The 23,369-nt window shown below is 50.8% G+C and carries 23 protein-coding genes and 1 tRNA gene; 13 read left to right on the top strand and 11 right to left on the bottom strand.

Going from position 1 to position 23,369, the window contains the following annotated elements; genetic code table 11:
• Nucleotides 1–65: 65 nt before the first annotated feature.
• A complete protein-coding gene (locus tag OH663_RS17130; RefSeq protein WP_048221776.1) occupies nt 66–980 on the top strand; it encodes a DMT family transporter in 915 nt (304 codons plus the stop codon).
• 15 nt (nt 981–995) lie between these two features.
• Here the strand turns inward: OH663_RS17130 and OH663_RS17125 are convergent, their stop codons facing one another.
• Both OH663_RS17125 and OH663_RS17120 read right to left on the bottom strand, forming a co-directional pair.
• Nucleotides 996–1,793: an SDR family NAD(P)-dependent oxidoreductase gene (locus OH663_RS17125; protein ID WP_045441227.1), complete on the bottom strand. Its 798-nt coding sequence runs from the start codon at nt 1,791–1,793 to the stop codon at nt 996–998.
• Between the two features lie 277 nt (nt 1,794–2,070).
• Entirely contained in the window at nt 2,071–3,756 is a 1,686-nt protein-coding gene (locus OH663_RS17120) for an aspartate:alanine antiporter (RefSeq protein WP_045441228.1), read from the bottom strand.
• Nucleotides 3,757–4,026: 270 nt separating this feature from the next.
• Here OH663_RS17120 and OH663_RS17115 point away from each other — a divergent pair, with 270 nt between their 5' ends.
• Nucleotides 4,027–4,407, top strand: a complete 381-nt coding sequence (locus tag OH663_RS17115; protein ID WP_045441229.1) for an inner membrane protein YbjM — start codon at nt 4,027–4,029, stop codon at nt 4,405–4,407.
• Between the two features lie 34 nt (nt 4,408–4,441).
• Here the strand turns inward: OH663_RS17115 and OH663_RS17110 are convergent, their stop codons facing one another.
• Complete coding sequence (locus OH663_RS17110; RefSeq protein WP_045441230.1) at nt 4,442–4,705, bottom strand: GrxA family glutaredoxin; 264 nt, start codon at nt 4,703–4,705, stop codon at nt 4,442–4,444.
• A gap of 263 nt (nt 4,706–4,968) precedes the next feature.
• On the opposite strand from OH663_RS17110, the gene OH663_RS17105 reads away from it, so the two are divergent.
• From OH663_RS17105 to rlmC, 10 genes are all read left to right on the top strand, one after another.
• A complete protein-coding gene (locus OH663_RS17105; RefSeq protein ID WP_045441231.1) occupies nt 4,969–5,259 on the top strand; it encodes a DUF1418 family protein in 291 nt (96 codons plus the stop codon).
• Nucleotides 5,243–5,965 carry a nitroreductase NfsA gene (nfsA, locus tag OH663_RS17100; protein ID WP_045441232.1) on the top strand — a complete coding sequence of 241 codons (723 nt, stop codon included), beginning with the start codon at nt 5,243–5,245 and terminating at the stop codon, nt 5,963–5,965. Before OH663_RS17105 ends, nfsA begins: the two co-directional genes overlap by 17 nt.
• Nucleotides 5,966–6,024: 59 nt before the next feature.
• A complete protein-coding gene (gene rimK / locus OH663_RS17095) occupies nt 6,025–6,927 on the top strand; it encodes a 30S ribosomal protein S6--L-glutamate ligase (protein WP_045441233.1) in 903 nt (300 codons plus the stop codon).
• Between the two features lie 90 nt (nt 6,928–7,017).
• Nucleotides 7,018–7,494: a type III secretion system chaperone family protein gene (locus tag OH663_RS17090; protein ID WP_045441234.1), complete on the top strand. Its 477-nt coding sequence runs from the start codon at nt 7,018–7,020 to the stop codon at nt 7,492–7,494.
• A 430-nt stretch (nt 7,495–7,924) separates the two neighbouring features.
• Nucleotides 7,925–9,037 carry a spermidine/putrescine ABC transporter substrate-binding protein PotF gene (potF, locus tag OH663_RS17085; protein ID WP_045441235.1) on the top strand — a complete coding sequence of 371 codons (1,113 nt, stop codon included), beginning with the start codon at nt 7,925–7,927 and terminating at the stop codon, nt 9,035–9,037.
• A 140-nt stretch (nt 9,038–9,177) separates the two neighbouring features.
• Nucleotides 9,178–10,311, top strand: a complete 1,134-nt coding sequence (gene potG, locus OH663_RS17080) for a putrescine ABC transporter ATP-binding subunit PotG (RefSeq protein WP_200010705.1) — start codon at nt 9,178–9,180, stop codon at nt 10,309–10,311.
• Nucleotides 10,312–10,320: 9 nt separating this feature from the next.
• Complete coding sequence (gene potH, locus OH663_RS17075; protein WP_200010706.1) at nt 10,321–11,274, top strand: putrescine ABC transporter permease PotH; 954 nt, start codon at nt 10,321–10,323, stop codon at nt 11,272–11,274.
• On the top strand, nt 11,271–12,116 hold the full coding sequence (gene potI, locus OH663_RS17070; protein WP_200010707.1) for a putrescine ABC transporter permease PotI: 846 nt from the start codon (nt 11,271–11,273) through the stop codon (nt 12,114–12,116). The genes potH and potI overlap by 4 nt, the downstream gene beginning before the upstream one ends.
• A 20-nt stretch (nt 12,117–12,136) precedes the next feature.
• Nucleotides 12,137–12,664: a YbjO family protein gene (locus OH663_RS17065; protein WP_144243096.1), complete on the top strand. Its 528-nt coding sequence runs from the start codon at nt 12,137–12,139 to the stop codon at nt 12,662–12,664.
• Nucleotides 12,665–12,704: 40 nt separating this feature from the next.
• On the top strand, nt 12,705–13,832 hold the full coding sequence (gene rlmC, locus OH663_RS17060; RefSeq protein ID WP_200010708.1) for a 23S rRNA (uracil(747)-C(5))-methyltransferase RlmC: 1,128 nt from the start codon (nt 12,705–12,707) through the stop codon (nt 13,830–13,832).
• Nucleotides 13,833–14,119: 287 nt separating this feature from the next.
• On the opposite strand, the gene OH663_RS17055 is transcribed toward rlmC, so the two are convergent.
• The 3 genes from OH663_RS17055 to OH663_RS17045 form a co-directional block, all read right to left on the bottom strand.
• Nucleotides 14,120–14,207: transfer RNA gene (locus OH663_RS17055), tRNA-Ser, on the bottom strand.
• Nucleotides 14,208–14,355: 148 nt separating this feature from the next.
• Complete coding sequence (locus OH663_RS17050; RefSeq protein ID WP_045441241.1) at nt 14,356–15,033, bottom strand: isochorismatase family protein; 678 nt, start codon at nt 15,031–15,033, stop codon at nt 14,356–14,358.
• Between the two features lie 16 nt (nt 15,034–15,049).
• Complete coding sequence (locus OH663_RS17045; protein ID WP_200010723.1) at nt 15,050–15,910, bottom strand: pirin family protein; 861 nt, start codon at nt 15,908–15,910, stop codon at nt 15,050–15,052.
• Between the two features lie 108 nt (nt 15,911–16,018).
• Between OH663_RS17045 and OH663_RS17040 the strand changes: the two genes are divergently transcribed.
• A complete protein-coding gene (locus tag OH663_RS17040; protein WP_045441243.1) occupies nt 16,019–16,930 on the top strand; it encodes a LysR family transcriptional regulator in 912 nt (303 codons plus the stop codon).
• Nucleotides 16,931–17,008: 78 nt separating this feature from the next.
• On the opposite strand, the gene infA is transcribed toward OH663_RS17040, so the two are convergent.
• The 5 genes from infA to trxB all read right to left on the bottom strand — a co-directional run bounded on the left by infA (nt 17,009) and on the right by trxB (nt 22,833).
• Complete coding sequence (infA, locus tag OH663_RS17035; RefSeq protein ID WP_002211347.1) at nt 17,009–17,227, bottom strand: translation initiation factor IF-1; 219 nt, start codon at nt 17,225–17,227, stop codon at nt 17,009–17,011.
• Between the two features lie 285 nt (nt 17,228–17,512).
• A complete protein-coding gene (aat, locus tag OH663_RS17025; protein WP_200010726.1) occupies nt 17,513–18,217 on the bottom strand; it encodes a leucyl/phenylalanyl-tRNA--protein transferase in 705 nt (234 codons plus the stop codon).
• A 44-nt stretch (nt 18,218–18,261) separates the two neighbouring features.
• Nucleotides 18,262–19,983, bottom strand: coding sequence for a heme ABC transporter ATP-binding protein/permease CydC (gene cydC / locus OH663_RS17020; RefSeq protein WP_200010729.1), 1,722 nt, complete (start codon nt 19,981–19,983; stop codon nt 18,262–18,264).
• Nucleotides 19,984–21,750 (bottom strand): heme ABC transporter permease/ATP-binding protein CydD, encoded by a 1,767-nt coding sequence (cydD, locus tag OH663_RS17015; protein WP_200010731.1) that lies wholly within the window; start codon nt 21,748–21,750, stop codon nt 19,984–19,986.
• 114 nt (nt 21,751–21,864) lie between these two features.
• Nucleotides 21,865–22,833 (bottom strand): thioredoxin-disulfide reductase, encoded by a 969-nt coding sequence (trxB, locus tag OH663_RS17010; RefSeq protein WP_045441247.1) that lies wholly within the window; start codon nt 22,831–22,833, stop codon nt 21,865–21,867.
• Nucleotides 22,834–23,369: the final 536 nt, after the last annotated feature.

Raw genomic sequence — 23,369 nt, 5'->3', positions numbered from 1 at the left:
AGCATTCATTCGGACACCGCCGTAGCCTTGTTGTTATACCGTGAATGTAACAAAAAGGCTTATTTATGCCCTATATTTTACTCAGTCTGGCAGCCTGTTTTTGGGGCGGGAATTATGTAATCGGCCACATACTGGTCGCTGACGTTAATCCTGTTGTTTTATCTGCGGTGCGCTGGATAGCTACCGCACTATTATTGATGACGCTTTATTTTCGCCAGGTTACAGAGCAGTGGCCGGCGATGAAAAAAAACATGAGTACTATCGTTTTCCTCGCGTTATGTGGTCAGGTCCTTTTTCCGTTGACCTTGTACATCGGCCTACAATATACGACATCTCTGAATGCGGCGATTTATATGTCGACCACACCAGCAATAGTCCTGCTAATCAATAAACTCTTTTTCAAGGAGAGGATCTCTTTGCGTAATATTGCTGGTGTGATACTCAGTACTGTTGGCGTTATCTGGCTAATATTGCAGGGTAATCTGATGCATCCGGAGGTGTTTAGTCATCTGAACCAGGGCGATATATGGACTATGGGCTCAGCGCTTAGTTGGGCTGTCTACTGTGCTTTTCTGCGAATTAAACCTCGTGAGGTTAAGGGAAATGCATTCGTCGCTGTGAGTGCACTGATAGGCGCAATTGTTCTTCTTCCGGTGCTAGCTATAGAACTGATGCGTGATGGTGTTCCGGACTGGAGTGGTTATGTGAATTCTGCAGTTATTTCCGGGGTCATGTACCTTATTATTTTTCCGTCCTGGCTGTCGTATTTACTCTGGAACAAAGGCATTAGCGCCATCGGGGCCACGCGTGGAGAAATATACTCACACCTGATCCCTTTGAGTGGAGGATTATTTAGCGTGGTATTTTTGCATGTGACGCTACATTCGTATCATCTGGTCAGTGCGCTGGTTATCGTCTTCGGTATTGCGCTCTGTTCACGCCCGGCAGTGCACAGGATAACGGAGCAACATACGGTGTGAGGGGGAAGAGCTACATTAGCTGACGGTGGCGCCACTTGTTACATTCACCACCGTAGCAGTCATTGCACTGGCATGATCTGATGCCAGAAATGTTATAACTTCGGCGATTTGTAACAGAGTGGGCAGACGTTTGAGCATAGTGCTTTGTGCGGCGCCACCCAGCCATTGTTCCACGGTTAACCCCATTGACTGAGCTTTTGTGGTGAATATTTCCTCTGTGTAAGAGCCGGCCTGTATCGCATCCACAATTGCATGCGATCGCACGCCGAGGACTCGAATATTCTGTGGGCCGAGTTCACTGGCGAGCGCTTTAATAAAGGCTTCGGTTCCCGCGCAGCCAACGATGTGGCCCAGATGTCCTGGCATTGCCATCGGTGCCGCAGGAGCTACGATGGTGATAATACTGCCTGCACGTTCACCGCCCATATACGGAGTGACGGCCTTTGATATATTGAATTGTGCGGAGAGAAAAGGGGTGATGCCACTCATAAACTCAGCCAGAGATAACGCTTCTATTCTTTTGCCCTGTTCGTGCATAAAGCCAGTTGCGTTTACCACCACGTCAATACCACCGGCTTGCTGAGCCAGTTGCGCAATATGTTGAGTTGTGGACTGTTCGTCAAGTACATCGACGATGAAGATTTCAGCCGTGCCACCGGCCATGCGGATGCTGTCGGCAGCGCAGTCTAGCTTTCCCTTGCTACGTGCACCAAGGAACACATTCGCCCCTTCACGCGCCATAGTGCGTGCAACCGTACTACCGATCGCGCCACTTCCGCCGAAGATCACTACGTTTTTGCCTGAAAGCAACATTATGAATCTCCATCGCCAGAAAGCATCAATCAAAAGTATGTGCCATAAACGGCATGCTGCAAATTGCGCGGATTATGGGGGGATTGTGGTATTTGAGGGGCGGGAGCTGAATTTCAGGCAACAAAAAACCCATCAACCTTGAACCAAAACGGCGGGGTTGATGGGCTCCACAAATTGGGGACATCAAAGAAAAGCAGTGGCAATAGTTATGACTGACACCTTGAAGAAAAGTTCTGCTTACCTGCAAAAAATTTTCACTTAAGGATAATTATCAGTCTTAACCGAGGCCTGGCCAGACAATGACAATAAGTGTCCCTGCCAGCGTCAGCAGGACGTTAGCAATTGCATAAGTGCCCGCATAACCTAAGGCCGGAATGTTACTGCGCGCCGTGTCGCTAATGATTTCCATTGCCGGAGCACAGGTACGCGCTCCCATCATGGCCCCAAACAACAGGGCGCGGTTCATACGCAATACGTAAGCACCAAACAAGAAGCAGATAACCACCGGAACCAGACTGACAATCAAACCGGCAATCAGCATTTGACCACCCACGGCACCGAGGCCGTTGCCAATACCGCTGCCAGCGCTTAAACCGACGCCTGCCATAAATACCATCAGGCCAAACTCTTTCACCATATTCAGCGCACCCTGCGGAATATAGCCAAACGTAGGATGGTTGGCGCGCAAGAAGCCAAGCATGATCCCGGCGAACAGTAATCCGGCTGCATTCCCAATGCCGAAGCTGAAATTACTGAACTGGAAGGTGATCATCCCAATCATCAGACCGATGATAAAGAAAGCGCAGAAGGCAAGGAGATCGGTCACCTGACTATGGATTGAAATAAAGCCGATACGATCAGCAATGGTTTTGACACGACGGGCATCACCGCTGACCTGCAATACGTCGCCTTTATTGAGTACAACGTTGTCATCGATTGGCATCTCAATCTGGCTGCGGATCACGCGGTTAAGGAAGCAACCGTGATCGGTTAGTTTCAACTGTGCCAGACGACGGCCGACGGCATTGTGGTTTTTGACAACAATCTCTTCGGTGACGATACGCATATCGAGCAGATCGCGATCGAACACCTCTTTGCCATTACGAAAACTTGGGTCGAGACGGGCATGCGCATCCGGGTAACCCACCAGGGCAATCTCATCACCCATTTGTAGCACTGCGTCACCATCAGGATTCGCCAAAATGCCGTTGCGACGGATGCGTTCAATATAACAACCAGTCTGGCGATAGATGCCCAGCTCACGGAGATTTTTACCGTCAGCCCATGCGACCAGCTCCGGACCGACACGATAGGCCCGAATCACGGGCAGATACACCTTACGGTTGGCGTCAGTGTCCAGACCGCGTTCACGTGCGATTTGTTGTGCGCTGGTTTGCAGATCCTGATGTTGCAGTTTCGGCAGGTAGCGTGCGCCGACGATCAGGCTGACCAGTCCAATAAGATAGGTGAGGGCGTAACCCAGGCTCAGATTATCAAGGGCACTTGAAAGCTGCGTACCTGCCATTCCTGAATGCCGCAATGTGTCACCTGCGCCTACCAGCACAGGTGTAGAGGTCATTGAGCCAGCCAGCATACCGGCTGTCAGGCCGATGTCCCAGCCAAATAGCCGACCCAGCCCCAGGGCGATCAGCATTGCACTACCGACCATTACCAGAGCAAGCATTAGGTAATTTTTACCATCGCGAAAAAAAATGGAAAAAAAGTTGGGACCCGCTTCCACTCCGACACAAAAAATAAACAGCATAAAGCCGAGATTTAATGCATCAGTGTTAATACTAAAGTGCTGCTGCCCTAATAATAGGGAGACTACCAAAACGCCAATGGAATTACCGAGTTGGACTGAGCCCAGACGTAATTTACCCAGACACAGGCCCAGCGCCAGGACCACAAATAATAACAGGATGTAATTCCCATTTAACAAATCTGCGACGTTTATATTCACGGAGGCTAACTTCTTGTTTACTAGTAAGCTATTGAAAGAAATGGCAATTTACGCTAATGTTTTTGCCAGAAATTAAGGGGCGACAGCTTCGTATACAGCCCCAAATAAAAGCAGCATAACAATATATGTGGCTAGTTTAATCTCATTACGTATCAACGGCTATAAGAATCGTGTGGGTGTGTTTTTGGCATGGAATGCCGAGTAACTTTATCTGACTGGACGCCTTTGGGCGAAAAGAGTGTTCGATAGAGAAAAAGTCAGGAGGAACGGTTGAAACATAAGCAAGGTTGGGCGGGTGCGATCTGCTGCTTTGTGCTTTTTATTGTGGTGTGTCTTTCATTAACGCTAAACGTGAAAGGGGCATTTAAAGCGGCTGGACATCCTGAAGTCGGGTTGTTGTTTTTTATATTGCCAGGTGCAGCGGCAAGCTTTTTCTCCCACCGTCGGGAGGTGCTCAGACCCCTTCTTGGTGCAATGTTGGCGGCACCATGTTGCCTGTTGCTGATGCGGTTCGTCTTTATGCCCACGCGTTCGCTGTGGCAAGAACTGGCATGGCTGTTTAGTGCGGTGTTTTGGTGCGCGCTTGGCGCATTGTGTTTTTTATTTATCAGTAGCTTATTTAACCAACATCAACGACGTAAAAAAAACTAACGACGCCCTCCAGCGGAGGGCGTTGAAACACTAATCAGGCGAACAGGTTCGCATTTTCTTTTGCCCACGCTTCAAAATCCGTGCAGCCGCCGATGTGTTTTTGATCGACAAAAATCTGCGGTACGGTTTCAACAGGCTTACCTACCGTTTTTTCCAGATCCGCTTTGGTAATACCTTCAGCGTGGATATCAATGTAGCGGTAGTTAAAATCGTCATGCTCATTGCTCAATTTTTCTGCTAATTCTTTTGCGCGCACGCAATACGGGCACCCTGGGCGACCAAAAATAACAGCAAACATCTCTTTCTCCTCGAACTTATCAGGCCGGATGGCGAATTACCGTTATGATGCCGCGATTTACGATAGATGGAAAGCAGGTTGAGCCTGTTGCTTTGATATCCTTAGTCTATACCCTTTGTCTTTCAGGCTACATTTTGTGGTCTGCATCCGTTCACACCTGCCATAGAGTTATCTATGCTGCTGGAGATCACGGGCTTGCCGCTTCAGTACAACCCGAAATTCATAGTGTATACACTAAGCACCACTTCACCGGGAGGCCACTTATGCGCACAATTGGTGTGTTACCCAGGAGCGTATTGATTCTGGAAATGATTGGTATGGTATTGTTAGCGCTGGCGTTGCTGTCGCTTAACGATTACCTCACCTTACCCGCGCCGTTTAACAGCTCAGTAGCCTGCGTTGTGATGATCTTTTTGGGTGTATTGCTGATGCTTCCTGCGGCGGTGGTGTTGATGTGGCGCATTGCACGACTGCTTGCGCCGCAGTTGATGTCGCGTTCATCCGACGCGACTTCCCATTCAGTCAGAGATAAAAGAGATGACTCCAACCATTGATTTAATTCGCGGTCACCGCTCCATTCGCCATTTCACTGACGAGTCGATTTCGGATGCACAACGAGATGCGATTATTGCTGCTGCCCAGGGAACTTCAAGTTCCAGCTTTTTACAATGCAGTACAATAATTCGGATTACCGATAAAACTCTGCGCGAATCGCTGGTTACCTTGTCTGGAGGGCAAAAACATGTCGCCCAGGCTGCTGAGTTCTGGGTGTTTTGCGCTGATTTCAATCGTCATTTACAGATCTGCCCGGATGCTCAGTTAGGGCTGGCGGAACAACTGCTGCTGGGCGTGGTTGATACGGCTATGATGGCGCAAAATGCGCTAACGGCCGCGGAATCGTTGGGACTCGGAGGCGTCTATATTGGTGGCCTGCGCAATAATATTGAGGCAGTCTCCGAGCTCCTGAAACTCCCGCAGCACGTCTTACCGTTGTTTGGTCTTTGTCTCGGCTGGCCTGCCGATAACCCGGACATCAAACCGCGATTGCCTGCTGCAATCGTCGTGCATGAAAATCAGTACCAACCGCTCGATAAGGACATTCTGGCGCAATATGATGAACAGCTCGCGCAGTACTATCTGACCCGTGGCAGTAACACGCGTCGCGATACCTGGAGCGATCACATCCGCCGTACCATCATTAAAGAAAGTCGCCCCTTTATCCTGGAATATTTGCATAAACAAGGTTGGGCGACGCGCTAAAGATTCTAACCCGGTGTATGATACGTCAGCTTTTACCAGGTCTTTCAGAGAGGTGCAGGGTGAAAATTGCCATTTTGTCCCGGGACGGAACGCTCTATTCGTGTAAACGCCTGCGTGAAGCGGCGATGCATCGCGGCCACCTGGTAGAAATTATCGATCCCCTTTCTTGCTATATGAACATTAGCCCGGCGGCTTCTTCTATTCATTATAAGGGCCGCCAGCTACCCCATTTTGACGCAGTCATCCCAAGGATTGGCTCGGCCATTACTTTTTATGGAACTGCTGCGTTACGTCAGTTTGAGATACTGGGCAGCTATCCGCTGAATGAATCGGTAGCAATTACCCGTGCGCGCGATAAGCTGCGTTCGTTACAACTGCTGGCGCGCCAGGGGATAGATCTCCCCATCACCGGGATTGCACACTCGCCGGATGATACCAGCGACATGATTGATATGGTCGGTGGGGCACCGTTGGTGGTGAAGTTGGTCGAAGGCACACAGGGCATCGGTGTAGTGCTGGCCGAAACGCGTCAGGCTGCAGAGAGCGTTGTGGATGCGTTTCGTGGGTTGAATGCCCATATACTGGTTCAGGAATACATTAAAGAAGCGAAAGGCCGCGATATCCGCTGTTTCGTTGTAGGTGACGAGGTTGTGGCCGCCATTGAGCGTCGGGCGAAAGATGGTGATTTTCGTTCTAATCTCCATCGTGGCGGAGTTGCCAGTATTGCAAATATCACGTCTCGCGAAAGGGAGATCGCCATCAAAGCCGCTCAGACAATGGGGCTGGATGTGGCGGGGGTTGATATTCTGCGCGCAGATCGCGGGCCACTGGTCATGGAAGTCAACGCTTCTCCTGGATTGGAAGGCGTGGAGAAAACTACAGGGATAGATATTGCTGCGCGGATGATCCAGTGGATCGAACGTCACGCAACACCTGAATTCTGTCTTAAAATCGGCGGTTAAGCGCAATATCGATTGCGATCGTGGTATGACACGGTCTTTTTGCGTAAGCTGTGCCGGTAATTTTTTCATCGTAAGAGGTCGCACATTATTATGACATCACTGGTCGTTCCCACTCTGGATACGTTGCGTCAATGGCTCGACGACCTGGGCATGAGTTTTTTTGAATGCGATACCTGTCAGGCGCTGCATTTACCACACATGCAGAACTTCGACGGCATCTTTGATGCGAAAATTGATTTGGTAGATAACGTCATTCTGTTCTCTGCAATGGCGGAAGTCAGACCTTCTGCACTGCTGCCGCTTGCGGCCGATCTGTCTGCTATTAATGCCAGTTCGCTGACGGTGAAAGCGTTTTTAGATATGCAGGATGATAATCTGCCAAAGCTGGTGGTTTGCCAGTCTTTATCCGTTATGCCTGGCGTGACTTTCGAGCAGTTTGAATGTTTTGTTCGTCAGAGTGAAGAGCAGATATCGATGGTGATCCTTGAGGCCGGGGCACACCAGCTGTTGTTTAACGCCGAAGAAGATGCGCAAAATAGCAGCACCGAAAACCATTTCCTCCATTAATTCTTTCTTAGCAGTGACACATTTAACGCAGCCGCTGCCATAGCGGTTGCGTATTGCATTTTTTTATTCTGCATTTAACCTTTTATTAAAGAATTATTCACTTCAATTCTTTGCCTTCCGCTTTATGTCATAGACAAAACCTGCATAAAAAATTGATAAAAGACGTTTTTTAATCTGAGCTATATCCTTGAATCCTGGCTAAAGTTATTCTTGCGAGGCTCTTAAACGTCATCCTTCATCTGCCCCTGTGAGCTGACTGATAGCCACTATGCATAGTGAATGATTTCGCGTTGATCAGCGAGCCATAGCGGCATGGGGAGAAGCCCTTCTTCTCATCGGTGCCCAATGAAAAAATATGCACATTTCTTGCATATCGTGGAGTGTGACTTTTTTGTTCGTTTGTTAACGAACTTTCAGAAGGAAAGAGATTATGACCGCCTTAAATAAAAAATGGTTATCAGGCCTGGTTGCGGGTGCTCTGATGGCTATCTCTGCCGGCACGCTCGCTGCTGAACAAAAAACACTGCATATTTATAACTGGTCTGATTATATCGCTCCGGATACGGTGGCGAATTTTGAAAAAGAGACCGGGATTAAAGTGGTTTATGACGTATTCGACTCCAACGAGGTGCTGGAAGGTAAGCTGATGGCTGGCAGCACCGGTTTTGATCTGGTGGTACCTTCAGCCAGCTTTCTTGAGCGTCAACTCACTGCGGGAGTATTTCAGCCGCTGGATAAAAGTAAACTTCCTGGCTGGAAGAACCTCGATCCCGAACTGCTGAAACTGGTAGCGAAACACGATCCTGACAATAAGTTTGCCATGCCGTATATGTGGGCAACCACCGGTATTGGTTACAACGTGGATAAAGTTAAAGCGGTGCTGGGGGCTGATGCTCCGGTTAATAGTTGGGATCTGATCCTTAAACCGGAAAATCTTGAAAAACTTAAAAGCTGCGGTGTTTCTTTCCTGGATGCGCCCGAAGAAGTATTTGCCACTGTGCTGAATTATTTGGGGAAAGATCCAAACAGTACCAAAGCAGATGATTACACCGGGCCGGCGACGGACCTGCTGTTGAAGCTGCGTCCGAACATTCGCTACTTCCACTCTTCTCAATACATTAACGATCTGGCTAACGGCGATACCTGCGTAGCAATCGGCTGGGCAGGGGATGTATGGCAGGCCGCTAACCGTGCTAAGGAAGCGAAAAATGGTGTCAATATTTCCTTCTCAATTCCAAAAGAAGGGGCGATGGCGTTCTTCGACGTTTTTGCGATGCCTGCGGATGCTAAAAACAAAGATGAAGCATATCAGTTCCTCAACTACCTGCTGCGTCCGGATGTGATTGCCCATATTTCCGATCACGTGTTCTACGCGAATGCTAACAAAGAAGCGACGGCGTTGGTCAGCCCTGAGGTTCGGGACAATCCGGGTATCTATCCACCTGCGGATGTAAGAGCCAAGATGTTCACGCTGAAAGTGCAGGATCCGAAGATCGATCGTGTACGTACCCGTGCCTGGACGAAGGTGAAAAGCGGGAAATAACCCGATGTTTGGGACATGACCCGGCGGTACTTGTGCCCGCCGGGGCTGCATTGATACCCGAACACGTATAACCCGGCAATACGCACCATTGTGGTGCGTTATTTGCACCGTTTTTTTGTTTTATGCCGGAGAGCACTTGAGTGAATGATGCAACCTCCCGCCCACAGGCGAAGACCCGTAAAGCGCTGACCCCGCTCCTTGAAATTCGTAACCTGACCAAGTCATTTGATGGCCAGCACGCCGTCGATGATGTCAGCCTCACAATCTATAAAGGTGAAATATTTGCCCTGCTTGGCGCATCCGGCTGCGGCAAATCGACCCTGCTACGCATGCTGGCGGGGTTTGAACTGCCGACTACCGGGCAAATTATGCTGGATGGTGTTGATTTAGTGCATGTCCCGCCTTATCTGCGCCCGATAAATATGATGTTTCAGTCCTACGCGCTGTTTCCGCACATGACGGTGGAGCAGAACATTGCCTTTGGCCTTAAGCAGGACAAGTTGCCGAAAGCTGAAATTACCAGTCGCGTGAACGAGATGTTAGGCCTGGTGCATATGCAGGAATTTGCCAAACGCAAACCGCACCAGCTTTCCGGCGGTCAGCGTCAGCGTGTGGCGCTGGCGCGAAGCCTGGCAAAACGTCCGAAGCTGTTGCTGCTGGATGAGCCGATGGGGGCTCTGGATAAGAAACTACGTGACCGTATGCAACTGGAAGTGGTTGATATCCTCGAGCGTGTAGGGGTTACCTGCGTGATGGTGACACACGATCAGGAAGAAGCCATGACGATGGCGGGTCGCATTGCGATTATGAATCGTGGCAAGTTTGTACAAATCGGCGAGCCTGAAGAAATATATGAGCATCCGACCACGCGTTACAGCGCGGAATTTATCGGCTCAGTAAACGTTTTTGAAGGTCTACTGAAAGATCGTCAGGAAGATGGTCTGGTTATTGACTCCCCTGGGTTGGTTCATCCGCTGAAAGTGGATGCCGATGTTTCCATTGTTGATAACGTGCCAGTGTATGTTGCGCTGCGCCCGGAAAAAATCATGCTCTGTGAAGCCCCTCCGGCTGATGGCTATAACTTTGCGGTGGGCGAAGTCGTACACATTGCCTATCTCGGTGATTTGTCTGTATACCACGTACGTTTAAAAAGCGGCCAGATGTTGAGCGCCCAGTTACAAAACGAACATCGCTATCGCAAGGGGCTACCGACCTGGGGCGATGAAGTACGTTTGTGTTGGGATGCGGACAGCTGTGTGGTGTTGACGGTTTAAGGAGTGAAGATGAGTACACTTGAACCTCCGGCTAGTGTGGACAAAGCGGGCCGTTTCACGCTGTTTATGTCGCGGATGCAGATGAAGCACGGGCGCAAGCTGGTGATTGCGCTGCCGTATGTTTGGCTGGTGCTCCTGTTTTTGTTGCCGTTTTTGATTGTTTTTAAGATCAGCCTGTCAGAGATGGCGCGGGCTATTCCCCCGTATACTGACCTTGTAGGCTGGGTTGATGACCAATTATCCATTACGCTCAATCTGGGCAACTTCCTGCAGCTAACGGATGATCCGCTCTATTTTGATGCTTATCTGCAGTCTTTGCAGGTGGCGGGGATTTCGACGATCTGTTGCCTGTTGCTGGGCTATCCATTGGCATGGGCCGTGGCGCACAGTAAACCGTCAACGCGTAATATTTTGCTATTGCTGGTGATCCTGCCGTCCTGGACCTCTTTTTTGATTCGCGTGTATGCCTGGATGGGGATCCTGAAAAATAACGGGGTATTGAACAATTTCCTGATGTGGCTCGGCGTTATCGATCAGCCACTGACGATCCTGCATACCAATCTGGCAGTTTATATTGGGATTGTTTATGCCTATTTGCCATTTATGGTGCTGCCAATATACACCGCATTAACGCGTATTGATTATTCGCTGGTGGAAGCTGCGCTGGATTTGGGAGCCAGACCGTTGAAAACCTTCTTTAGCGTGATTGTGCCGTTGACCAAGGGAGGGATCATCGCCGGTTCAATGCTGGTGTTTATTCCGTCGGTGGGAGAGTTCGTGATCCCTGAGCTGCTTGGTGGCCCGGACAGCATTATGATTGGTCGCGTGTTGTGGCAGGAGTTTTTCAACAATCGTGACTGGCCGGTGGCATCCGCTGTCGCCATTATTATGCTGCTGTTACTGATTGTGCCGATCATGTGGTTCCATAAATATCAGCAAAAAAGCGTGGGGGAACACGGATGAATAACTTACCGGTCGTTCGCTCGCCGTGGCGTATTTTTATTCTGGTGTTGGGATTTACCTTCCTGTACGCACCGATGTTGATGTTGGTTATCTATTCGTTCAACAGCTCCAAACTGGTGACGGTCTGGGCTGGTTGGTCAACGCGCTGGTACGGCGAGCTTTTCCGCGATACTGCGATGATAAGTGCAGTTGGTATGAGCTTAACGATTGCAGCTTGTGCTGCGACGATGGCGGCGATCCTCGGTACTATTGCCGCTGTCGTGATGGTGCGTTTTGGTCGTTTCCGTGGATCTAATGGTTTTGCCTTTATGATTACCGCACCACTGGTTATGCCGGATGTCATTACCGGTTTATCGTTGTTGTTGTTGTTTGTGGCAATGGCACATGCGATTGGCTGGCCAGCGGATCGTGGCATGTTGACCATCTGGCTGGCGCACGTCACGTTCTGTACGGCGTATGTTGCGGTGGTTATCTCTTCGCGTTTGCGCGAACTGGATCACTCAATTGAAGAAGCGGCGATGGATCTTGGTGCGACGCCGGTGAAGGTCTTTTTTGTCATCACGTTGCCGATGATTATGCCAGCGGTAATTTCCGGTTGGTTGTTGGCCTTCACGCTGTCGTTGGATGATCTGGTGATCGCCAGTTTTGTGTCTGGTCCGGGAGCGACGACCCTGCCAATGCTGGTGTTCTCCAGCGTACGTATGGGGGTCAATCCGGAGATTAACGCGTTGGCTACGCTCATCCTTGGTGTGGTAGGAATTATCGGATTTATCGCGTGGTATCTGATGGCGCGAACAGAAAAACAGCGGTTACGCGATATCCAGCGTGCAAGACGCAGCTGAAAAAACTAAAATCTGCCAACCTGTCTACACGGTGCAGCGTTTCCCGTTGCACCGTTTTCACGGAAGACGACGCGTTGGGATTTTTTAAGAAATCATCCACATCACATGCACGCCTGAACGTACCTGCTCTGGTGCAGGTGGCGGCGCTTGCTATTATCATGATCCGTTGCCTCGATCTGTTGATGATTTTTAATACGCTTGGTGTTCGCGGGACGAGCGAGTTTATTCATCGCAGCGTGCAGACCTGGGATTTGACGCTGGTATTTTTGAGCAGCCTGGTGCTGGTTTTTATTGAAATTTACTGTGCATTCTCCCTGGTGAAAGGACGTAACTGGGCACGCTGGCTCTACTTGCTTACCCAGGTGATTGCCTCAGGTTACCTGTGGGCGGCGTCACTCGGTTACGGGTATCCGGAACTGTTCAGTATCGCAGGGGAGTCTAAGCGCGAAATATTCCACACGCTGGTGATGCAAAAATTGCCGGATATGCTGGTGTTGCTGCTTCTCTTTGTTCCTGCGTCCAGTCGGCGGTTCTTCCGTTTGCAATAACGTGTATAATCTTCGCCCCTGTTAATTTGAAGGTTTCCGTATGCAGTGCGCACTTTATGACGCCGGACGCTGTCGTTCCTGTCAGTGGATAACACAGCCAGTTGGCGATCAACTCTCCACTAAAACAGCCGATCTCCAGAATTTGCTGGTCGATTTTTCGGTCGGGGAATGGTGCGCACCGGTCAGTGGTGCGGAAAGCGCTTTTCGTAATAAAGCTAAAATGGTGGTCAGCGGCAGCGTGGAAAAACCGCTGTTGGGTATGCTGCATCGCGACGGCACGCCAGAGGATTTGTGCGATTGCCCGCTCTATCCCACTTCATTTTCCCCGGTATTTGCAGTGTTAAAGCCCTTCATTGCGCGCGCAGGGCTTACTCCTTACAACGTTGCACGCAAGCGGGGAGAGCTCAAATATATTCTGTTAACCGAAAGTCAGTTCGATGGCGGCATGATGCTGCGTTTTGTCTTACGTTCAGACGCTAAACTGGCACAGCTGCGCACTGCGCTGCCGTGGCTGCAGGAACAACTACCACAGTTGAAGGTGATTACGGCCAATATTCAGCCGGTGCATATGGCGATTATGGAAGGGGAGATGGAAATCTTCCTGACAGAACAGCAGGCGCTGGCAGAACGCTTCAACAATGTTCCGTTGTGGATACGCCCGCAGAGCTTCTTTCAGACCAACCCGGAGGTGGCCAGTCGTTTATATGCCACGGCCCGTAACTGGGTCCGTCAGCTTCCGGTTAACCATATGTGGGATCTATTTTGCGGTGTCGGGGGCTTTGGTCTGCATTGCGCTACGCCACAGATGAAACTGACGGGTATTGAAATCGCGCCAGAGGCGATCACCTGTGCAAAACAGTCTGCCCAGGAACTCGGGCTACAGAACCTGCATTTCCAGGCGCTGGACTCGACTCAATTTGCCACGGCGCAGGAAGAAGTGCCTGATCTGGTGCTGGTTAATCCGCCGCGTCGTGGAATTGGAAAACCACTGTGTGATTTTCTCTCCAGAATGGCGCCACGTTTTATTGTGTATTCCAGCTGTAATCCGCAAACGATGGCAAAAGATATTCGCGAGCTGTCGGAATACCACATTGAACGCGTGCAGATATTCGATATGTTCCCTCATACCGCCCATTATGAAGTGTTAACGTTGTTCAGCAGACGATAATTCATTTTAATCAACGAGAATGCCGGATGCGCTGCTTGCATCGTATCTGACATGCGCAACAGGCGAAAAAAAAGCCCGTACTTGAGTACGAGCTCTTCTTCAAATATGGCGGTGAAGCGGGGATTGACGCGCTTCGCTCGCCCGTCTGGGGCAGCCCACTCTCTGCGTTCGCGGTCTGTCCAACTGGCTGCGAAAGTTGTCGAACCCCGGCCGGGGATTCTCATCCCCCTGGACGGGTCACAGGCGAAAAAAAAGCCCGTACTTGCGTACGAGCTCTTCTTCAAATATGGCGGTGAGGCGGGGATTCGAACCCCGGATACGTTGCCGTATACACACTTTCCAGGCGTGCTCCTTCAGCCACTCGGACACCTCACCATATTGTATTGCTGCCTGACCGCTTGGGGGGCAACGGGGCGCTACTATAGGGAGTTGCGCTAAAACGGTCAAGCAGAATTTACGCGTTCATACTCGTTTGGTCACGCAATGTACATATTCTTCGCTCTGACAAGCACGGAGAATATTATTAGCGCTGAGAGTCCAGTTTTTCGCCGTTTGTCACGACCTCCTGGGCTTTGCTGTAGCTTTCGATCAGTAACTGATAAGCCGGGAATACTTTTGTATACACTTCCGCCCATTCTGCGGCGTCTTCACGGTTCCATGTACCCTGCAGTTCGGAGGCGACTGCTGCGGTATCCATTGGTACGACACCAGCCTGAACAACACGCGCGAGGGTGATTTCCTGCGCCATTTTACTGTATGTACCCGATGCGTCGATCACGGCGAAGACTTTATAACCCTCCGCAACTGCGCTGATGGCCGGGAAAGCCATGCATACGCTGGTAATGGTACCGGCGATAATCAGAGTCTTACGCCCCGTCGCTTTTACAGCATTAACAAAGTCTTCGTTGTCCCAGGCGTTGATCTCACCTTTACGCGCCACGTATTGGGCATGTGGCGCGTTGGCGTGGATCTCCGGTATCAATGGACCATTGGGGCCTTGTGGGACAGATGCGGTTGTAATCACTGGCATCTTCGCCAGAGTTGCCATTTTCGCCAGCGCGGCGGCACGAGCGCGAAGTTCCGGCATTGGCATATCGCCTACGGTCTGGAAGAGTCCACTCTGGTGATCGATAAGCAGCATGATCGAATCATTCACATCAATGACCGGGCGTGAACCATTAAAATTTGCAGGACTGGACATCGTATTCTCCTTCGATTCAGATTTGGCCAAAGCGGCCGGAGTTAAAATCGCGTACGGCTTTAGCGATTTCTTGTTTCGTGTTCATCACAAACGGGCCGTAACCTACAATCGGCTCATTCAACGGTTCGCCAGATAGAAGCAGCACGCTGGCATCGCTGCTGGCTTCAATGTGTACTGTTTTACCTTGCTGGCTTAATACCACTAGCTGCGCTTCACTCGCGGGCGTGGTGCCGTTGACACTAATATTTCCTTTCAGTACGACCAGTGCGGTGCTCCATCCTTCAGGCTGGGGCAACATGACCTGATGGTTGCGTTGCAGGTGCATATCCCAGACATTTAACGGGGAGAACGTATGTGCCGGACCTTTTATGTCCTGATAGCTACCCGCAATAACGCGAACAGTACCAGCATCATCTGGCAGGGTGACCGTAGGGATGACGTCGCTGCTGATACCCTGGTAACCCGGCGCAGTCATTTTGTCTTTTGCTGGCAGATTCACCCACAGCTGTACCATTTCCAGCTCGCCGCCTTTACGGGTAAATTCAGGCGAATGGAACTCTTCGTGTAAGATCCCGGCCCCCGCCGTCATCCACTGCACGTCACCCGGGCCGATAACGCCGCCGCGACCCGTTGAATCGCGATGTTCAACTTCACCACTGTAAACAATGGTCACCGTTTCAAAGCCACGATGAGGGTGCTCTCCCACGCCGCGCTTTTCGCTACCCGGCGTGAATGTATGCGGACCGGCATAATCCAGCAGCAGGAAAGGGCTTAACTGCTCACCATGAGACTGGTAAGAGAACATTGAGCGAACCGGGAATCCATCGCCAACCCAGTGTGGGCGAGGTGCTGTGTAGACGCCTGTTACTTGTTTCATATTTGTCTCCTCATGGGCATTAGCTTGATGTGAATAAGCTTATATTCATGACAGCGAGCTGAGTAGTCGCTAAAATAGTCTTCACAGTCTCATTAATAGGACAATGCGATGGCGAAGCTGGATCTCAATGATTTCGCGTGGTTTGTTCATGTAGTCGAAGAGGGGGGATTCGCTGCTGCCGGGCGAGCGCTGGATGAACCTAAATCAAAACTCAGCCGACGAATTGCGCAACTGGAGGAGAGACTGGGCGTCCGTTTGATTCAACGAACTACCCGGCAATTTAATGTCACTGAAGTTGGACAGACATTTTACGAGCATTGTAAGGCGATGCTGGTGGAAGCGCAGGCGGCACAGGATGCTATTGCCGCGTTGCAGGTTGAGCCGCGTGGAATTGTAAAACTGACCTGTCCGGTCACTTTGCTGCATGTGCATATTGGTCCCATGCTGGCCAGGTTTATGGCGCGTTATCCGGATGTGTCGGTACAGCTTGAGGCCACGAACCGACGGGTTGATGTCGTAGGGGAAGGTCTGGATGTTGCGATTCGCGTCAGGCCACGCCCTTTTGAGGACAGCGATCTGGTCATGCGGGTGCTTGCGGACAGGGGACATCGGCTGTATGCCAGCCCGACATTAATAGCTCAAATGGGCGCTTTACACTCTCCAGCAGACCTGACTCGCTGGCCGGGCCTGAGTCTGGCATCCGGTAAACATGTTCATCGCTGGGAGTTATTTGGACCACAGGGCGCGCGTGCGGAGGTTCATTTTACGCCGCGTATGATTACTACTGATATGCTGGCATTACGCGAAGCGGCGATAGCGGGAGTTGGTGTTGTTCAACTTCCGCAACTGATGGTAAAAGATCAATTAGCGGCGGGTGAACTGGTGGCATTACTGGACGGGTGGGAACCTAAGCGAGAGATTATTCACGCAGTCTTTCCATCACGCCGGGGATTATTGCCGTCGGTACGCGCATTGGTGGATTTCCTGACGGAAGAATATGCGCGAATGATCGAGGATTAAATTCTTAACCCCGATCCACAAAAAAGGTCGGCTAAACCGACCTTTTATTATCTGGACGCCGGTCTGGCGTGAAAACAATCAGCGACTACGGAAGACAATGCGGCCTTTGCTCAGGTCGTACGGGGTCAGCTCAACAGTCACTTTGTCGCCCGTCAGGATGCGGATATAGTTTTTACGCATTTTACCGGAGATGTGTGCAGTAACCACGTGACCGTTTTCTAACTCTACGCGGAACATGGTATTAGGTAACGTATCGAGAACGGTACCCTGCATTTCAATATTGTCTTCTTTGGCCATCTAATCCTCTGGGGTATCACTACCGTAATTTGAACCGGCAAGATAATGCCGAAGTTCTTTTAATAAGTAAAGATTTGCGCGTTTAAAACACAGCAAATCAGGTTTGGCGCATTACTCTAACCACACACGGCAAAGCCGCACTAAAAGCGCAACGTGTAAGGGAACGATGAGATAAACGATAGGCGTTGCCTGACGCGAACTGTTCCTTAACGGCGGCGGGGTAATGGGCTAAACCAACTCTGCGGCACAATTATAACACCCCGACAAAAAATGTGCCGAAAACATTCACACCTGAGGTGAAAATAACGTTCTCGGCACCCAAAAATGGCTGGGTAGCCGCTGCTGGCGCAGTCTGCTCAGGTGTTCAAGGTACTCCCGCCGGGGAGTTTCAACTGCGCCCAGCGACGCTGTATGGCTATTTAACACCTGGCAGTCGATGAGTTTTCCACCCTGACGTATAAATTCAGCGCAAAATACAAGCAGTGCGGTCTTGGAAGCATTTTCCTGACGACTGAACATCGATTCGCCACAGAAAAGTGTACCTTGTGATACGCCGTACATACCGCCCACTAATTCGTTTTGCCGCCATACCTCAATAGAATGAGCATGGCCCAGTTCATGGAGTCGATGGTATGCGTCAACCACATCATGCGTTATCCAGGTGCCTTCTTCCCGGTCATTTGCACAGCCTTCAATAACCTGGCCAAATGCATAATTGAGAGTTACGCGATAAGGTGAATGTTTATGAAAACGTTTCATGCTGCGGCTAATATGAAATGTCTCAGGCCACAAAATAGCTCGCGGATCGGGTGACCACCAGAGGATCGGGTCGCCAGGTGAAAACCACGGGAAAATCCCGCGCTGGTATGCCATGAGCAAGCGGGCAGGGCTGAGATCGCCGCCAAGCGCCAACAAACCGTTAGGTTCGCGTAAAGCGCCTTCCGGCGACGGGAAGGCGATAGAATTACGAGAAAGTTGCACCAGGCGCATGACAGCGAAACTCCACTACGCGAGTCGGATCGTTCAATAATAGCTTACAGACGTTGCTTAAACTGGTAATAACGACCCTGCCGGGCTAACAGATCTGCGTGATTACCTTGCTCAATAATGTGTCCGTTGTCCATCACTATTATTTGATCAAAACGTGACAGCCCGCGCAGACGATGCGTAACCATCAGTACGGTTTTATCTCGCATCACATCGCCAATTAATTCAAGCATTTGGCTTTCTGTTGTGGCATCCAGCCCTTCGGTGGGTTCATCCAGCAGCATCAATGGGGCATCGTGCAACAATGCACGAGCGATGGCCAGACGGCGGAGTTCGCCACCTGAAAGTTGACGACCACCTTCACCTAACCAGGCGTTAAGTCCATCATCCGCCAGCAGCTTTTCCAGACCGACCCGGCTGAGCATTCCGGACAATACCTCATCACTGGCGTGTGGTGCGGCCAGCAGCAGGTTATCGCGTAATGTCGCGCTGAACAGATGCACGCGTTGCGGCACAACGCTGATGCTTTGACGCAGACTGGATTCACTTAAGGCCGAAATTGGCTGATCGTTGATCAGAATTTCGCCGCTTTGTGGGTCCCAGGCACGCGTCAGCAATTGCAGAAGCGTTGACTTTCCGCAGCCGGTACGACCAAGAATCGCAATATGCTCACCGGGTTTAGCCTGCAAGGAAAGAGTATCCAGCGCGTTTTGCGCCTGTCCAGGGTAGCTGAAAGAAACGTCGCGCAGCGTGAGCGTTATTTGTTCAGTGACCGAGGAGCCCGCCTCAGGGAAGGTGACTTCCGGCTGCTGTTCGCTCAGTTCAGTGATACGCAGAGCCGAAGCAATCACCTGGCCAAGATGCTGAAACGCCCCGGTGACAGGCGCCAGAGCTTCAAAAGCAGCCAGCGCGCAGAAGACAAACAGGGCAATCAGTGCACCCGGTTGGGTATTTCCGCCCACACCGCCAGAGGCCATCCATAACATCATTATTACGGCCAGAGCGCCAACGAGTAGCATGACAGCTTGGGACAGCGCGGTTAATTCAGACTGACGACGCTGAGCTTCATGCCACTGCATTTCCGTCGCTTCCATTTGTGCACGATAGCGTTCGCTGGCACCAAAAATGGTGAGTTCAGCCTGCCCCTGCAACCATGAAGTTAACTGCTGACGATATTGACCGCGCAGATGCGTCAGACTTTGCCCGGTGCTTTTTCCGGCCTGATAAAAGATTGGGGGCAAAATAAACAAGGTGAGCAGCATAATACCGCCAAGTGTGATCGCCAGAGTTAGATCGAGAACGCTAAGTCCCAGCGTCACTACCACGATGACCACAAATGCCCCTGTTAGCGGGGAGAGCACGCGTAAATAGAGATGATCGAGCGTGTCGACATCAGCAACCACACGGTTAAGCAACTCCCCCTGGCCATACCGGGCCAGACCAGCAGGAGAAAGCGGCAGCAGTTTGCTAAAGGTATAAATACGCAGGTGCTGCAGCACGCGGAATGTCGCGTCGTGGCTGACCAGTCGCTCAAAATAACGGCCTGCGGTTCGGGTGATTGCTGCTCCCCGAACGCCTGCCGCCGGGAGCATGTAGTTAAAACTGTAAATCCCGGTCACGCCAACAACTGCGGAGGCGGAAAGGAACCAGCCTGACAGGGTCAGCAAACCGATACTTGCCAGCAGCGTGATTATCGCCAGAACAATACCTAGCGTTAACATCCATTTGTGACGTTTATACAGCGTCAGATAGGGTAGCAAGGCGCGCATTCAGATATCCTCCTGACGGTGAGCCAGCAACGTCGCAAAAGCGCCGTTGGCTGCGCTAAGTTGAGCATAAGTGCCTTGCTCGACGATTTGTCCATCCTGCATGACCCAGATAGCATCCCAGTCGGCAAGATCTTCGAGTTGGTGCGTCACCATCAGCGTGGTCTGGCGGCGTGATGCGGCATTCAATGCCTGCATTACGCGTTGTTCACTGTGAGCATCAAGGCTGGCAGCGGGTTCGTCGAGCAGCAGTAACTGACACGGATTAAGCAGAGCGCGGGCAACGGCAACGCGTTGTGCTTGTCCGACAGAAAGTCGAGCCGCCTGATCGCCTACTGGCGTATCTACACCCTGAGGAAGCAAAGGTAAAAACTCGCTTACCCAGGCACTGTCGAGCGCGGCCTGAAGCTGTTGTTCACTGGCATCAGGACGTGCCAGCAGCACATTATCTCGTAACGTCGCGGCGGGAAGTTGCGGGTTTTGACCAACCCATGAGAGCTGTTTACGCCAGGAGTCAGGCGATAAATCGCGAAGCTCAAAGCCGTTAATCCGCAATGACCCCTGATAAGAGAGAAAACCGGACAGAACGTTCAGAAGGGAGCTTTTACCTGAGCCACTACGACCAACCAGCACCGCACGTTGACCTGCTGGCAGAGAAAAATTGAGTGGCCCAGCCAGAACTTTGCCTTCCGGCGATGTAATGACCAGATCTTCCGCTTCAATCGAAACGGCTTCTTTTGCTGCTAACTCAATGTCACCACGCTCAGGGTGAGCAAGCGGCGTTTCCATGAATGTTTTCAGACTATCTGCAGCACCTACCGCTTGTGCTTTCGCGTGGTAAAACGTACCCAGATCGCGCAAAGGCTGGAAAAATTCTGGGGCAAGGATCAGAGCCAGGAAACCAGCAGCCAGCGTTACGCCAGTTCCGTAATGACCGAAGTTGAGTTCGCCGAGGTAAGAAAAACCGAAATAAACCGCCACCAGGGCGATCGACAGTGACGTGAAAAACTCCAGTACACCCGAGGAAAGGAACGCAAGACGCAGGACTTCCATGGTGCGCTGACGAAAATCTTGCGATGCGGCGCGAATGCTTTCTGTTTCAGCTTCTCCGCGACCAAATATTCTCAGCGTCTCCATGCCCCTTAAGCGGTCGAGGAAATGGCCACTGAGTCTGGCAAGTGCCTGAAAATTACGACGGTTAGCATCTGCTGCTCCCATACCGACCATTGCCATAAAGAGCGGGATCAGCGGTGCGGTGCCCAGCAGGATAAGGGCGGCTACCCAGTTTGAAGGGAAAATTGCTGCCACAATTAATATAGGTACACAGACGGCAAGCGCCATTTGCGGCAGATAACGCGCATAGTAATCATGCATATCGTCAATCTGTTCCAGCACCAGGGTGGCCCAACTCCCGGCGGGTTTACCTTGTATCCATGCCGGACCTGCCTGCTGCAGGCGGTCCAGAACTTGACGGCGAATTTCAAAGCGAATGTGTTGTCCCGCATGGAAACCGACTCGCTCACGTAACCAGACAACCCAAGCACGCAGGATAAATATCAATACCAGCACGATGAAGGGGAGGAGAAGGGCCTCTCGGGGAATGTTGTCCATGATCATATGCTCAAGAATACGAGCCATGAGCCAGGCCTGAGCGACAATTAACAGCCCGCTCACGAATCCCAGCAGACGTGAAATATTTAGCCAGCGTTGTGAAATGACACTTTGCTGTTTTAACCAGTGGGTTAGCTCTTTTTGACGGGTTTTATTCATTGCTCGCTTAGCAGGTGAGTTATTGGAATTTTTGGGCAGGACAATGTTACAACGAGGCAAAAATAAAGGCGACTTATAGTCGCCTTTTTTACTTTTGTTACTGATTTGTAAAAACTATTTGCAGGCGTCAGCCAGACCATCAAGATAGCGTTCAGCATCGAGGGCAGCCATACACCCCGTACCTGCCGAGGTAATCGCCTGACGATAGATATGATCCATTACGTCGCCGGCTGCGAATACGCCAGGAATGCTGGTTTGCGTTGCATTGCCATGAATGCCGGACTGGACTTTGATGTAGCCGTTTTCCAGTTCAAGCTGACCGTCGAAAATGGCGGTGTTCGGGCTGTGGCCGATAGCGACAAATAATCCTGCGACGTCGAGAGACTCAACGTTGTCAGTATTCTGGGTATCACGCAGACGCAGTCCGGTCACACCCATTTGATCGCCGGTAACTTCTTCCAGAGTGCGGTGAGTGTGCAGCACAATGTTGCCGTTCTCGACTTTATCCATCAAACGTTTGATGAGGATTTTCTCAGCACGGAAGCTGTCGCGACGGTGGATCAAATGAACCTCAGAAGCGATATTCGCCAGGTACAATGCTTCTTCTACAGCGGTATTACCACCGCCAATAACCGCAACCTTTTGGTTACGATAGAAGAAACCGTCACAGGTCGCACAGGCGGAAACGCCGCGGCCTTTAAATGCCTCTTCTGAAGGTAAACCAAGATAGCGTGCTGAAGCGCCAGTGGCGATAATCAGTGCATCGCAAGTATATTCGCCGCTGTCACCGGTCAGGCGAAACGGACGATTTTGCAGATCAACTTTACTAATGTGATCAAAAATGATTTCGGTTTCAAATTTCGTCGCGTGTTCGTGCATACGCTCCATCAGCAACGGGCCAGTGAGATCGTGCGGATCGCCAGGCCAGTTTTCCACTTCTGTCGTTGTGGTCAACTGACCACCTTTTTCCATACCGGTAATCAACACCGGTTGCAGGTTTGCACGCGCAGCATAGACCGCGGCGGTGTATCCCGCAGGGCCTGAGCCCAGAATAAGAAGTTTACTGTGTTTGGTCGTGCCCATGAGATCCCCATAGTTGTTGGCAGGCAATGAGCAGGATTGTAGGGAATTTACGAACGTAAAAAAAGAGTATGGCGATTTTGTTAACAATATGTGTAATAGCAGAAACCGATGATTGCTAAAAACGACGGTAATATTATAACGATTTCTACTTAAAATCGGTCAGTTATAAGGTGATAAAATGACGATTTTCCATCACTCCCAATGAATAACTGGCATGTTGTACTAAAAATCGATGTTTTGCTTTGACAATCCCCTGCTGTTTTGCGAAAACATTCAAGGAAGAAAAAAACTGTGTCATGTATATGCTGCATAATCATGCATGTAGATAACATGTTTACCGAGTTAGCGAAATCTACGCATGGCGTGGACAGATGCCATTCGTGATGTCGATAGCCGCCGACAGGCAACGGTCTTCTCACCGTAAACCCAGGCATTGCGCACCGTAAATCCCTCTGGGTTTCGGGTTATTATGATGGGTAGCGGCTCTAAACAGTGATGTTTGTAGAGTCAGGCAGGAGTAGGGAAGGAATACAGAG

This window comes from Citrobacter sp. Marseille-Q5395 (assembly GCF_947057495.1).
GTDB lineage: Bacteria > Pseudomonadota > Gammaproteobacteria > Enterobacterales > Enterobacteriaceae > Citrobacter > Citrobacter murliniae.
Note: the sequence above shows the minus strand (reverse complement) of the source record. Positions and strands in the feature narration are given on the sequence as shown.

What these genes read in the sequence shown, in the direction of transcription:
- OH663_RS17130 (WP_048221776.1), top strand. Translation starts at nt 66, where the DNA reads ATGCCCTATATTTTACTCAGTCTGGCAGCCTGTTTTTGGGGCGGGAAT.
- OH663_RS17125 (WP_045441227.1), bottom strand. Translation starts at nt 1,793, where the DNA reads ATGTTGCTTTCAGGCAAAAACGTAGTGATCTTCGGCGGAAGTGGCGCG.
- OH663_RS17110 (WP_045441230.1), bottom strand. Translation starts at nt 4,705, where the DNA reads ATGTTTGCTGTTATTTTTGGTCGCCCAGGGTGCCCGTATTGCGTGCGC.
- OH663_RS17105 (WP_045441231.1), top strand. Translation starts at nt 4,969, where the DNA reads ATGCGCACAATTGGTGTGTTACCCAGGAGCGTATTGATTCTGGAAATG.
- nfsA (WP_045441232.1), top strand. Translation starts at nt 5,243, where the DNA reads ATGACTCCAACCATTGATTTAATTCGCGGTCACCGCTCCATTCGCCAT.
- OH663_RS17090 (WP_045441234.1), top strand. Translation starts at nt 7,018, where the DNA reads ATGACATCACTGGTCGTTCCCACTCTGGATACGTTGCGTCAATGGCTC.
- potF (WP_045441235.1), top strand. Translation starts at nt 7,925, where the DNA reads ATGACCGCCTTAAATAAAAAATGGTTATCAGGCCTGGTTGCGGGTGCT.
- potH (WP_200010706.1), top strand. Translation starts at nt 10,321, where the DNA reads ATGAGTACACTTGAACCTCCGGCTAGTGTGGACAAAGCGGGCCGTTTC.
- potI (WP_200010707.1), top strand. Translation starts at nt 11,271, where the DNA reads ATGAATAACTTACCGGTCGTTCGCTCGCCGTGGCGTATTTTTATTCTG.
- rlmC (WP_200010708.1), top strand. Translation starts at nt 12,705, where the DNA reads ATGCAGTGCGCACTTTATGACGCCGGACGCTGTCGTTCCTGTCAGTGG.
- OH663_RS17050 (WP_045441241.1), bottom strand. Translation starts at nt 15,033, where the DNA reads ATGTCCAGTCCTGCAAATTTTAATGGTTCACGCCCGGTCATTGATGTG.
- OH663_RS17045 (WP_200010723.1), bottom strand. Translation starts at nt 15,910, where the DNA reads ATGAAACAAGTAACAGGCGTCTACACAGCACCTCGCCCACACTGGGTT.
- OH663_RS17040 (WP_045441243.1), top strand. Translation starts at nt 16,019, where the DNA reads ATGGCGAAGCTGGATCTCAATGATTTCGCGTGGTTTGTTCATGTAGTC.
- infA (WP_002211347.1), bottom strand. Translation starts at nt 17,227, where the DNA reads ATGGCCAAAGAAGACAATATTGAAATGCAGGGTACCGTTCTCGATACG.
- aat (WP_200010726.1), bottom strand. Translation starts at nt 18,217, where the DNA reads ATGCGCCTGGTGCAACTTTCTCGTAATTCTATCGCCTTCCCGTCGCCG.
- cydC (WP_200010729.1), bottom strand. Translation starts at nt 19,983, where the DNA reads ATGCGCGCCTTGCTACCCTATCTGACGCTGTATAAACGTCACAAATGG.
- cydD (WP_200010731.1), bottom strand. Translation starts at nt 21,750, where the DNA reads ATGAATAAAACCCGTCAAAAAGAGCTAACCCACTGGTTAAAACAGCAA.
- trxB (WP_045441247.1), bottom strand. Translation starts at nt 22,833, where the DNA reads ATGGGCACGACCAAACACAGTAAACTTCTTATTCTGGGCTCAGGCCCT.